Source organism: Oceanobacillus neutriphilus (assembly GCF_014645515.1).
Taxonomy (GTDB): domain Bacteria; phylum Bacillota; class Bacilli; order Bacillales; family Amphibacillaceae; genus Oceanobacillus; species Oceanobacillus neutriphilus.
In genome coordinates this window covers 1-12,852 of sequence record NZ_BMLW01000010.1, presented here as the reverse complement: position 1 = coordinate 12,852, position 12,852 = coordinate 1, and the positions used below count along the sequence as shown (strand labels likewise).

Here is a 12,852-nt window from a genome sequence, read left to right as displayed (position 1 = left end):
GCAACGTTTTCTGGTGGGGCGAGTAATCGCAGTCCCAACGTTTTCTGGTGGGACGAGTAATCACAGCCCCAGTTCCAACGTTTTCTGCGGGGCGAATATCACAGTCCCGGCTTCAGCCCTATACCTTCATTTTTATTCTTCATGTGCTTGTTTATCCGTTTTAATAATTTCTTTCAGCTCGTCTAAGAAAACGGAGATATCTTTAAATTGACGATAGACGGAGGCGAATCTGACATAGGAGACTTCATCCACTTCTGCAAGTCTTTCCATTACCATCTCACCTACTATATGGCTGGAAACCTCAGAATTTCCTGTGTTTCGCAAACTTTTTTCTACTTCTAAAGCAATATTTTCTATCGTATCTATAGCTACTGGCCGCTTCTCGCATGCTCTGATAATACCTCTTGTCAGCTTTTCTCTTGAGAATTCCTGGCGCATGCCATCTTTTTTCACAACAATGAGTGGTACTTCTTCAATCCGTTCAAAAGTGGTAAAACGAAATCCGCACTTCTCACATTCCCGGCGTCTACGTATTGCTGCTCCCTCTTCTATCGGTCGAGAATCCAGTACTTTTGTATTTTTGTTATTACAGTTGGAACAACGCATTTCGTTCACTCCTTCTTAAATTACCTATCTATCTTATCTCCGGCAGCTGTTCATTGACATGCTCGTATACTCTTTTTATTATTTTATTGCTATAACCAAAATCAATATGGACAGGTGTATCTGTCGTTACCGAAAAATCAAGTGCGGTATGATATGGACGAACCATAACCACCGTAGCAATAACTAAAACTTTTTTCCCGCGTTTACTGGTTGCTCCAATCTCTCCATGCTGATCGGAGCGCGCATGAATTGAAAAATCCGGGCTCGAATTAAAATAATCCTCCACAGCCTGAATAACCGCATTCTTACTCGCTTTATAATACCTGGTTTTTAAAGTCTCATCTATATGATTATCACTGGTTTCTGAATGATTGTTAAAAAAACGTTTAATTTTATAACCCATCGACATATACATACACATCCTATATTTTATCTAGTAAAAGAATGTTCAAAAAGTCCGGCTAAAAATAACTCTTCCGTATTCATGAGCCTATAAAATCAGCTGTCAGGTTCTATTTATCAGCTTCACAGAACGCACATTTCTTGAACATATGAATATAATAATTACGTGTGTACTATTTTAACATGATTTAAACATTTAAACTACTTTCCTTAAACGAAGAAGCATTTAAGTATAACATAAAGCAAAGCTTCATTAAAATTAGTTTCCAGAACTTAGATATAGTATTATTTTCACAAAATAGTCACAAAGACTTATTACATATTGACGACAAATCACCGATATAGTAATTAGAAAAGCAATTATATCAGTTTCTAAAGAAGAAGGAGTATGTTACATGAGTGTAGGAAAGAAGTTAAATTTATCTTTTATAGTGTTAATTATTTTATTAGCTGTTTCTGTCGGCAGCAGTATGATGAATTTGAAAAATATTGAAAAACAGGCCGAGGAAGCAATGGATTACCGCCTGGGGCAGCTTATCTTAATTGAAAATATCCGCTACGATGTGGCTACGCAGGCACTCCATATCCGTTCGTTGATTTTAGAACCGGAGGAAGATACGCATAAAGAAAACCTTTTCAATGCTGCCGGGGAGCTTGATGAAAACTTGAACAAACTGGAAGGGTATTTAGCCTCAGAGGAAATGAGAACGTATTGGGAGCGGGCCAGTATCCCCAATAATGAATTCAACGAAATCATACCTGACATAATAGATGCCATTGAAAATAATAATATAGAACAGGCTACAGAAATCGTTAATACAACTGTACAGGGTATTAACGAAGATATGTTTGAAGCAGCTGAGGCAATGGAAAACTATCAAACAGGACAAATGGATAGCATTGAAAAAGAAATAGATTCTGCGATTAATACTGCACAAGTTGTGTCCATTATTGTTTTAGGAGTAAGTATACTAATTGGAATTGGTTTAATGTTTTATGTCCGCCGTTCCATTACAGCTCCATTATTAAGTGTTATGGATATTGCAAAGAAAATTGGCGATGATGATTTATCTGCTGAGGACATAGCCGTTGAATCTAAAGATGAGCTGGGTCAGCTTGCTGAGATTTTCAACGCTTCTAAAAATAATACACGTGACTTAATTATTCGTATCCAGCAAAATGCGGAACAGTTAGGTTCATCATCTGAAGAGCTGTCTGCAAGCGCTGAAGAAGCATCGGCTACGACAGAAGAAGTAACGAAACAGGCTGCTGATACCGCTGAATCCTCTCAAACAGCAGCATACGCAGCAAACGAAAGCTCCATTGCAATGGGAGAAACTGCTCAGGGCGTTCAAAGGATTGCCGAAGCCGCACAATCGCTTCATTCTTCTTCCAGTGAAACAAGTGATGCCGCTCAAAACGGGACGAAAATTATTGGTCACGCTCAGGAGCAAATGAATAATATTAATCAGTCGGCAGCTTCTGTAAATGAGCTTGTGCTGAAATTGGCAAAGCAGACAGAAGAAATCGAAAATATTACCAAAGTAATTACTGATATCACAGATCAAACAAATCTGTTAGCGTTAAATGCAGCCATTGAAGCAGCTCGTGCAGGCGAGCAGGGAAAAGGATTTTCAGTAGTAGCAGATGAAGTACGAAAACTGGCAGAGGAATCAAAAAAATCAGCTGGTTCAATCACTCTGTTAACTACAGAAATTAAGAATGATACAGAAAATGTTGAGAAAGCTATGCAAAGTGCTTTGCCTGCTGTACAAAAAGGGGTAGAAGTCATTACCGATGCAGGTTCATCGTTTGAATCCATTGTTGAAGCTGTTCGCGGTATGACAAATGAAATTCAGGAAATCTCAGCAACCTCGCAGGAGCTTTCAGCAAGTGCAGAGCAGGTTTCAGCGTCAGTTACTGAAATTTCAACAGGCTCTCAAGCTATGTCTGGAAATATAGATACCATTGCGGCCTCGATGGAGGAGCAATCTGCTACTATGAATGAAGTAGCTCATGTCGCTACATCCTTAAGCGAAACCGCACAAGAACTGCAAGAGGAAGCAGGTAAATTTAAAGTTTAATGATGAAATAACAAATCCGCATGAAATTTTTCATGCGGATTTGTTCCTGTTCTTATGATGTTAAACGTACTTTCTGTTCTAATCTATAGCCTACATAGCTGGTCAAGTCAACAACGCGTTTTGAATAACCCCATTCGTTGTCATACCAGGCAATAATTTTTAACTTATTGTTATCCATCACCATCGTGGACAGTCCATCAATTGTGGCAGAATAAGTACTTGTTGTATAGTCAATAGAAACTAAAGGTTCATCAGAATATTGAATGACTCCATACATACTTCCTTCTGCAGCCTGTTTAAATATTGCGTTAATCTCTTCAGCAGTAACATCTTCTTCAATATCAATTACTAAATCTACTAATGACACATTAGGTGTAGGCACGCGTAATGCCATCCCATGTAATTTACCTTTCAGCTGAGGCATCACTTCTGCAAGTGCTTTAGCAGCACCCGTTGTTGTCGGGATAATAGATTGCGTACAGCTTCTCGCACGACGTAAATCTTTATGCGGATTATCAATATTCTTTTGATCATTTGTAAAAGCATGTACGGTTGTCATCAAGCCGTTCTTTATTGTAAAGTGATCATCAATAACTTTCACCACGGGAGCCAAACAATTTGTAGTACAGGAGGCATTTGAGATAACATCATCCAGCTCTGGATTATAATCACTTTCATTTACACCAATAACAATGGTCTTATCAACTTCTTTTCCAGGCGCAGTTATAATTACTTTTTTTGCTCCTGCCTGTAAATGAAGTCCTGCTGCCTCTTTGGTTTTAAACTTACCTGTCGCTTCAATAACAATGTCAATCCCAAGATCCTTCCAAGGCAGCTTTTCAGGGTCTCTGGAATTTACTAAAAGAATTTCTTTTCGATTAACAATTAATTTGTTCGGCAACGCTTTCACTTCTCCGTTAAAAGGACCATGAACACTATCGTATTTAATTAGGTGAGCAAGTGTTTCTGATGGGTAGCTTGCATTAATGGCAACAACTTCTAATTGCTCCTCTTCCATCGCTTGACGAAAAACCATTCGACCAATTCGGCCAAAACCTGTTATTGCAATACGCGTTTTCTCCATAAGCACTTCTTTCCTCCTGATTATGTTATACTTTTTATATTTTATTACAATTAGTATAACATATATAAGAGAAAGTGTGTCATTAAATATAAAAATGTTTCTTATCATTATTTTCTCAACTTTCGCACCTAAGAATAAACATATAAACCTTGCTGTTCCAGGATGTACATGGCCTCAATTATCATGCTTGCTTTTAGTTAACTCATCTTTTTATTTTTTGAACAGGTTATTGTGTATAGCTTCCGCTCCGGCCAACCACTCCGCTTTCCGACGTACAAATGTTTCCGGTGGGACGAGTAATCGCAACCCCAGGAGTCACGGGTTTAGCCTGCGAACCACTACTTAGGAGTCTACGTGGTTGGCCTGCGCTCTAATAGGATTCTACAGCGCATGGAAGAAATAATATCCTGATGAAGTTAGATGAAATCATCGTTTTTTAGCCTAAATAAACATGCTGGTGTTTCAAATGGTTTTTAGTAGTTCAAATCATGACAGCATGAATAATTCATATCAAGAATAGATTTCATGCACCAAAAAGAATTGCTGAGCATGTTTACCATGCAACAAGAAAAATTTGTTCAGTTATTTCAGTATAGAATACCCCGCTAGCGGAGGCGGACCGTTTTTGACGCTTGTAGCTGGACAGGGATTAGCACCATCTGAAGATCCACTTTTGCCAAGTGCTCTTCTTGGCAAAAGTTAGCTGAAGAGCGTGCCCCTAGGAAAGCAAAACGGTCCGCCGCAGCGGTGCCTTACACGTTACCTGCTTTCTAGATAGAGTTTATGCTTTGTCAAAAGATATATGGAAGAAATGATCAACCCTCGTTCCTGTAGACAGAAAGTTACTTTTTAAAGTGCGAAAGTTGAGTTATTTTGAATACCTGCATTTAAAATAATGATAAGAAAAGCACCATCTTCACTTTATTATAAGCTCAGATGGTGCCGGGTAACGTGTTTACCTATTCAATTACACTCCATTTTTTTAATAAATACAATAGCTGCTTCTTACTTTCCTCTACTGTATGATTATTATCAATTAATTCATCAGCAAGCTTGGCCTTCTCTTTTAATGGCATTTGTGACTCTATCCGGTTCAACGCTTCCTGTTCACTAAGCTTATTCCTTTCCATCAAACGCTTGAGCTGTGTTTTTTCATCTACAAAAACAACTAACGTTTTATCTGCTAAGGAAGTTAATTTACTTTCAAACAGCAAGGGGATATCCAGTACAATACACTTTTCTCCCTGCTCTATATAATCTTCCTTTTTCTTTAACATCCGTTTCCGGACAGCAGGATGTACAATTTGATTTAACTGTTCTCTTTTTTCTTCATTTGTAAAAATAATCGAACCGAGCTTCGGCCGGTTAATGGAACCATCCGGATTTAATATTTCTTCACCAAAAGCCCGAACCACTTGATTATACGGCTCCTCGCCGGGCTCTACTACTTCTCGTGCGATTACATCCGCATCAATTACCGGAATATCTAAGTCAACAAACATTTTTGCTACTGTACTTTTCCCGCTGGCGATTCCCCCGGTCAATCCAATTACTAAACTCATAAATCATTCACCTTTTTTGCGGCTGGCATTTAGGGCATACATGCGTCCCCCGTCCGCCAACCTTCATTTTTATAATTTCTTCACCACATGTTTTACATGGTTTTTTATCTTGACCATAAACATATAAAACCTGCTGAAACATTCCCATATTTCCCTGGCTGTCTACATAGCTGCGGATGGTTGTACCGCCGGCCTTTACAGCCTCCTGAAGTGTTTCAATTGCAGCAGAACGAATCGCAGCTGCTTCTTTTTTAGTCAGTTCATTGCATTTTGTTAAAGGATGAACTCCAGAACGGAATAAAGTTTCGTCAACATAAATATTTCCAAGTCCCGTCACTAGATTTTGATCTAAAAGTGCGGTTTTGATAAATCTTGATGATTTTTTTAACTGTTGATAAAAATACTCGACAGTAAAAGCTTCCTCAAATGGTTCTGGGCCCAGGGCCATTAAAGGTGCTTGTGTAAATTCACTTCCCTTGGTTAACAGGTGCATAGTTCCAAACTTGCGAACATCGTTATAACGTAATGTTTCTCCATCTTTTAAATGAAAGATCACATGCGTATGCTTTGCCAGCTCTTCATCTTGTTCATGCAAACGATATTTCCCTTCCATTCTTAAATGTGACACAAGTACATAATCATCTAAATAAAAGAGCAGGAACTTCCCCTTTCGCTTTATCTCCTGAAATGTCTGTCCTTCCAGCAGATGTTTAAATATCTCTGCATCATCAGGCTGCTTTATAATATTTGCCCAAAGCACATCTACTTTTTCTATTGTTTTTCCCTGAACAAGCAATTTCAACGTCTCTTTAATTGTTTCTACTTCTGGTAATTCCGGCATTTTTCTTCCCCTTACTTCGCATCAAACCAGCTTTCTCCATAAGAATAATCCACTTTCAATGGTACAGAAATCTCTACAGTCCTCTCCATCATTTCTGGAACAATTTCCTTTAAGATTTCAATTTCATCCTCGGGCGCTTCTAGAATTAATTCATCATGGACTTGTAATAAAAGCTTGGCCTGCAGTTTTTCTTGTTTAATACGATGATCTAAATCAATCATTGCTTTTTTGATAATATCGGCAGCACTGCCCTGAATTGGTGTGTTCATTGCTGTTCTTTCCGCAAAACTGCGTACATTAAAGTTTCTGCTTGTAATGTCCGGCAAATAACGGCGGCGGTTCATTAACGTAGATACATATCCTTTTTGTTTTGCTTCTACAACAATGTCATCCATATATTCTTTTACGCTCGGATAACTGTTAAAGTATCGTTCAATGAATTGCTTGGCTTCTTTTCGTGTAATCCCTAAGTTTTGGGATAACCCATAATCACTGATTCCATATACAATTCCAAAGTTAACAGCTTTCGCCTGGCGACGCATATTTGATGTAACCTCGCCCCTTTCAACATGGAATACATCCATTGCCGTCTGTGTATGAATGTCTAAATCGTTTTTAAAGGCGGCAATCAATTTCTCGTCCTCCGCAATATGAGCAAGTACCCGCAATTCAATCTGAGAATAATCGGCAGCAAACATTTTCCAGCCTTTTTGAGATGGAACGAATGCCTCACGTATTTTTCTGCCTTCCTCTAATCGGATGGGAATATTTTGCAGATTAGGATCTACAGAGCTTAATCTGCCCGTTTGCGTTAAAGCCTGATTAAAGCGCGTATGAATTTTATGTGTATCTTTACGGACTACTTTTTGCAAACCTTCAATATAGGTTGATTGCAGCTTACCTAACTGACGGTACAAAAGTAACTTTGGTATTATTTCATGCTGGTCTGCAAGCTGTTCCAGCACATCAGCTGCTGTAGAATAGCCTGTCTTCGTTTTCTTGATCACTGGAAGTCCCAAATCTTCAAATAACACTGGACCAAGCTGCTTCGGTGAATTAAGATTAAATTCCTTGCCGGCTAATTCATAAACTTCTTTTTCTAAATTGCTGAGTCTTTCCTTTAAGTCATCTCCCATTTCTTTCAGACGCCCGACATCCACCAGCACGCCCTGATGCTCCATCTCAGCCAGAATCAGAGCAAGCGGCATTTCTAATTCCTTTAATAGCTTTGCCTGTTCATTTTCCTCCAGTTCTTTTTCCATCTCCGGGTATAATTCAAGCAGTGCATTGGTTTTTCGAACAACGTGCTCGCTAAGAACTGCTTCTTCCGGCACCTTTTGCTTAGCGCCTTTACCATATACCTCTTCATCAAAGGATAAATCATAATTTCCTTTTCTGCTGGCAATGGCAGGAATATCATGATTATTTTCAGCAGGATTGATTAAATAGGATGCGAGCAGGGCATCAAATACAATTCCTTCGATTTGAATATCATTACGCAATAAAGCAACCTTTGTCCGTTTGGCATCAAATACAATTTTCTTTTTCTTCGGGTCTTCTGCCCAATGTTTGAAAACGGAAGATTCCATTGCAACAGAGGTAGGAATAAAACTTTTTTTATTTTCATTTACAACTCCGATTCCTTCAACCGGTGCCGTATGATAATTTTCACCTAACATTTCTACAACAATCACATCTTCATTAGAGAAGATTTCTTCCGTTACCTCGTTCACAATTTCATATTTAATTTCTTTATGCTCCACGGCCTCTTCTTCTGTCTCTTCTGAACCAGAAATTCGTGTCAATAAGGATTGGAACCCTAAATCCATAAAAATATTCCGTACAGACCCTGTTGAATAACCTTCATAAATGACATCTTCCAGACTGACTGTAACAGGAGAATCCCTGTTTATCGTGGCCAGATCTTTACTCATGACAGCATCATCATGATATGCTGTTAAATTTTCCTTTAACTTTTTACCTTTTACTTCATCCAGGTGCTCATACACCTGCTCCAGGCTATTAAATTGTGTTAATAGCTTTGTTGCTGTTTTTTCACCTACACCCGGAACACCTGGAATATTATCTGAGCTGTCGCCCATCAAGCCTTTTAAATCCGTAATCTGTTCAGGAGTCACCTGCATTTTCTCAAGAAGATATGCCGGTGTATACTTTTCAATCTCGCTGATTCCTTTTTTAGTGACACTGACCGTTACATGATCTGATACAAGCTGGAGTAAATCCTTATCTCCAGAAATAACAGTCACTTCCCAGTCCTGATTATCTGCCTGCTTCGATAATGTTCCAATAATATCATCAGCCTCATATTGTTCCAGCTGATAATGCTTAATATCGAAAGCATCCAGCAGTTCTTTTAAGACCGGAAATTGCTCAGAAAGCTCTGGAGGAGTTTTTTGACGCCCTCCTTTATACTCTTTATAGGTTTGATGGCGAAATGTTGTTTTTCCTGCATCAAAAGCAACAAGCATATGTGTCGGCTTTTCTTCCTCTAAAATTCTAAGCAGCATCGTTGTGAAACCATAGACTGCGTTGGTATAGACACCTTTTTCATTATTTAACAGCGGCAACGCAAAAAAAGCACGATAAATAATACTATTACCGTCAATTAAAATTAGCTTTTTCGTCATAATCCCGTCTCCTTTATCTATCATCTGAGTAATATTATTTTATCATGTTTGCAGAGAACTGCATAATATGCACATTTTCTTACTAAATAGGGTAACCTTTTTAGAGTTGTCTCATAACAATCAGATATGAGTGCTTATTTAATGATTCAACTTTCGCACTTGAGAATAAGCATATATACCTTGCTATTCAAAAATGAACATGTCCATCATTTATCCTGCTTATATGTTGTTAAATCATCCTTCTATTGAAATGAAAATTGTGTATAGCTCCGCTCCGACCAACCACTACTCTTTCCATGGGGACGGCTTCAGCTAACTTGAAAAGAAAACCGCTTTTCAAGTGGATCTTCAGCTCGCCCTGTTCCCATAGGAGTCTGCGTGGTTGGTCTGCGCTCAGTTAGGCTTCCACAGCGAATGACAGAAATCATAACCTGATGAAGCTGGAAATAACCGTTTTTTGCTTGATGAAAAGGTCATTTTAGCGTTTCAAATGGTTGATTTGGCAATTGAAATTATGTCACAGCAGACAGCATGGATAGTAAATATCGGGAATAGCTTTCATGAATAGAAAGTAATCATGATGGGACATTTTTATAAGCACCACGAAGAATATGATTTTATTGGTCTAATTTCTATTGGCTCCGTTGTATTAAACAGTATAGAATCCCCTTCTAGCGGAGGCGGACCGTTTTGACTCCTGAAAAGAAAGCGGAAAGCGTCGTTTAAAAACGTAACAACTGGACCGAAGCAACTGAGATAAAGGAATCACCGTGAGTTTACGAACGGATGATGACTTATCGTAGGGCGCTGTCGGGAAGTTGTCTAGTTTTTGACGCTTGTAGCTGGACAGGGATTAGCATCATCTGAAGATCCACTTTTGCCAAGTGCTCTTCTTGGCAGTTAGCTGAAGAGCATGCCACTGGGAAAGCAAAACGGTTCGCCGCAGCGGTCGCCTTACACGTTACCTTCTTTCCAGATAGAGTTTTTGCTCTGTCAAGAAATAGATGGAAGGAACAACCCCTCCCATCTCTATGATAATCAAGTTTTTTAAGGTGCGAAAGTTGAGTGAATGAGAAAAGTCATCGCTATGACTATAGCGATGACTTAATCTTTCGGAATATACACATGAATGGTTGTACCTTTATTCACTTCACTGTCTACAACAATTTCTCCCTGATGGACCTCTACAATATGCTTTACAATGGCTAAGCCCAGGCCGGTGCCGCCTGTATTCCGGCTTCGATCCTTATCAACACGGTAGAACCGTTCAAAAACCCTTTGAAGTACCTTTTGCTCCATACCAATCCCCGTATCCTCCACTGAAAAATGAACACGATGTTCATCTGCGGATACTTTTAGATTCACACTGCCTCCAGCTGGTGTATAGTTAATAGCATTGTCCACGAGATTTATAATAACCTGCTTTAATTTCTCAGCATCTGCATGAATACTTATATCTGAGGAAATGGATGTTGTAAAATTCAGCTCTTTCTTCTCTGCTTTTTGTTCTAATGATGGCAGAACTGCATCAACCATCTGTTTAACACGGAAATCTTCTTTTTCCAGTTGAAAACCTTCTCTTTCCAGGCGGGACAGTTCTAATAAATCCTCAATAAGCAACTGTAATCGGTGACTTTCTTTATAAATAATCTCAATAAATTCTTCTGCTGCTTTTTCATCATGCCGGGCCTCTTTTAAAGTTTCTGCAAAGCCTCGTATAGAAGTAATTGGTGTTCGCAGCTCATGGGAAACATTCGCTACAAAATCCTTACGCATCTTTTCCAGCCGTTTTAATTCTGTAATATCATAAATAACCAATACTGCGCCTTTAATCATATTATGCTCATTAAAAATAGGCGCGGCAATTACTTCCATGTAATTTTTGGTTAATCCCCGTTTATTTTTAAATTGCTGTTTGACCGGCTTTTCATATAGAAATGTTTTTTGAACAACATCGTGCATCGCCTCATTTTCAAATACATCATAATATAAATGACCGCGATATTGTTTCTCATTTCCATGGAACATCTCCAGAAACCCGCGATTCACCAGATGGACATATCCTTTCTCATCAATAAGCGCTAAACCGTTTTTCATATTATCAATAATAGAAGTCAGCTGCTCTGCATGCATTTGCTCCTGAATTGTAATCTCATTCATATTTCGGGATAATTTATTAATATTTTTACTTAATTGCTCCATTTCTTCACTATTTCCATTATAGAAACGGGCAGAATAATTTCCCTTAATCATTTCATTTATTGTTTTTGAAGCTTTTTTCAATGGCCTCGTGTATTTATTATAGAACTGCATAAATATAATAGAAATCACTAAAAATTCAAATAAAATAATAGCAATGATAAATACCCAGTTTCCTTCAGCTTGTACCATTAACCACCCTGATAATATCAAGACAATTGTGATACCAAGTATATTGGGGAACAAGGCTTTAGAAAATAAAACCTTCATTTAAACCGGCTCCTCTAATTTATAACCTAACCCGCGGACTGTTTTAATATACACAGGTTTTTTTGAATTTGGTTCAATTTTATCCCGCAGATGACTCACATGAACATCTACAATTCTTGTGTCACCAACAAAATCATAATCCCACACACTGCTGAGTAATTGATCTCTGGAAATAACCTTTCCTTTATGTTTAGCCAGATAGTACAACAGTTCAAACTCTTTTCTGGTAAAAGTAATTAATTCTCCATCCATTTCTGCTTCATAGCGTTCCGGATAAATAATTAAGTCCTTTATTCTGATGGCTTGAAAATTATTTTCCTGCGGTCGCTGTGTTCTTCTGATAATTGCTTTAACACGGGCAACTACTTCTTTCGGGCTGAATGGCTTTGTCAAATAATCGTCTGCACCAAGCTCCAATCCAAGAATTTTATCAATTTCATCATCTTTTGCCGTAAGCATTAAGATTGGTATTTCGATATCATTTTTTCTTAATTTCCTGCATACTTCCATTCCATCCATCTTTGGGAGCATTAAATCTAAGATGATTAATTCATAGTTACCCGCAGAAGCTTTCTGATAAGCTTCTTCTCCATCGTATGCTACATCTGTGGTAAACCCGGCATTCTCTATATTATATTTTAATAAAGTAACAATCGATTGCTCATCATCCACAATTAGAATCTGTTTTCCCATTTAGAAAAATCCCCCCAGTTTCATATATATGCTTCCAATAGATGAAATTTTCATTTCAAAGCATTTTTTTCCTGCTGAACAGGAATATGATTACTTCCACTTTTCATGTAATTATTTCTTTTATTTTCTTCATTCTACCATTATTCACGAACATAGCCTATTACATAAGTAAATGTTAATAAAACTTAACAAACCTTGGAGCTCATTAATCATCAAAAGTTAGAATAGATCACTTATTTACTCAACTTTCGCACCTTAAAAATAACTTGCTTATCATAGAGATAGGTGTTGATCGTTCCTTCCATCTCTTGACAAAGCATAAACTCTATCCAGAAAGAAGTAACATGTCCGGCCCCGCTGATATGCTCCCTTTATAGTAGACAGTAAAATAATAAAAATTCTCTCCTATGATGAAGGGAGTATTTCATATGTCTAAAAGAGGAACGAGACATGAACTGGATGC

At 38.1% G+C, this 12,852-nt stretch carries 9 protein-coding genes; 1 reads left to right on the top strand and 8 read right to left on the bottom strand.

What is annotated here, in order from left to right; translation table 11 throughout:
* Window positions 1-132 precede the first annotated feature (132 nt).
* Together nrdR and IEX29_RS16305 are read right to left on the bottom strand one after the other, a co-directional pair.
* Window positions 133-606, bottom strand: coding sequence for a transcriptional regulator NrdR (gene nrdR / locus IEX29_RS16310; RefSeq protein WP_188735438.1), 474 nt, complete (start codon window positions 604-606; stop codon window positions 133-135).
* A gap of 28 nt (window positions 607-634) precedes the next feature.
* Complete coding sequence (locus IEX29_RS16305) at window positions 635-1,015, bottom strand: cytosolic protein (protein ID WP_188735437.1); 381 nt, start codon at window positions 1,013-1,015, stop codon at window positions 635-637.
* A gap of 388 nt (window positions 1,016-1,403) precedes the next feature.
* Between IEX29_RS16305 and IEX29_RS16300 the strand changes: the two genes are divergently transcribed.
* Entirely contained in the window at window positions 1,404-3,092 is a 1,689-nt protein-coding gene (locus IEX29_RS16300; protein ID WP_188735436.1) for a methyl-accepting chemotaxis protein, read from the top strand.
* Window positions 3,093-3,144: 52 nt separating this feature from the next.
* On the opposite strand, the gene IEX29_RS16295 is transcribed toward IEX29_RS16300, so the two are convergent.
* From IEX29_RS16295 to IEX29_RS16270, 6 genes are all read right to left on the bottom strand, one after another.
* Window positions 3,145-4,176: a glyceraldehyde-3-phosphate dehydrogenase gene (locus tag IEX29_RS16295; RefSeq protein WP_188735435.1), complete on the bottom strand. Its 1,032-nt coding sequence runs from the start codon at window positions 4,174-4,176 to the stop codon at window positions 3,145-3,147.
* A gap of 959 nt (window positions 4,177-5,135) precedes the next feature.
* Entirely contained in the window at window positions 5,136-5,738 is a 603-nt protein-coding gene (coaE, locus tag IEX29_RS16290) for a dephospho-CoA kinase (RefSeq protein WP_188735434.1), read from the bottom strand.
* Between the two features lie 7 nt (window positions 5,739-5,745).
* Window positions 5,746-6,579 (bottom strand): DNA-formamidopyrimidine glycosylase, encoded by an 834-nt coding sequence (gene mutM / locus IEX29_RS16285; protein ID WP_188735433.1) that lies wholly within the window; start codon window positions 6,577-6,579, stop codon window positions 5,746-5,748.
* Window positions 6,580-6,590: 11 nt separating this feature from the next.
* Window positions 6,591-9,227 (bottom strand): DNA polymerase I, encoded by a 2,637-nt coding sequence (polA, locus tag IEX29_RS16280; RefSeq protein ID WP_188735432.1) that lies wholly within the window; start codon window positions 9,225-9,227, stop codon window positions 6,591-6,593.
* Between the two features lie 1,104 nt (window positions 9,228-10,331).
* A complete protein-coding gene (pnpS, locus tag IEX29_RS16275) occupies window positions 10,332-11,696 on the bottom strand; it encodes a two-component system histidine kinase PnpS (RefSeq protein WP_188735431.1) in 1,365 nt (454 codons plus the stop codon).
* Window positions 11,697-12,389 carry a response regulator transcription factor gene (locus IEX29_RS16270; protein ID WP_188735430.1) on the bottom strand — a complete coding sequence of 231 codons (693 nt, stop codon included), beginning with the start codon at window positions 12,387-12,389 and terminating at the stop codon, window positions 11,697-11,699.
* Window positions 12,390-12,852: the final 463 nt, after the last annotated feature.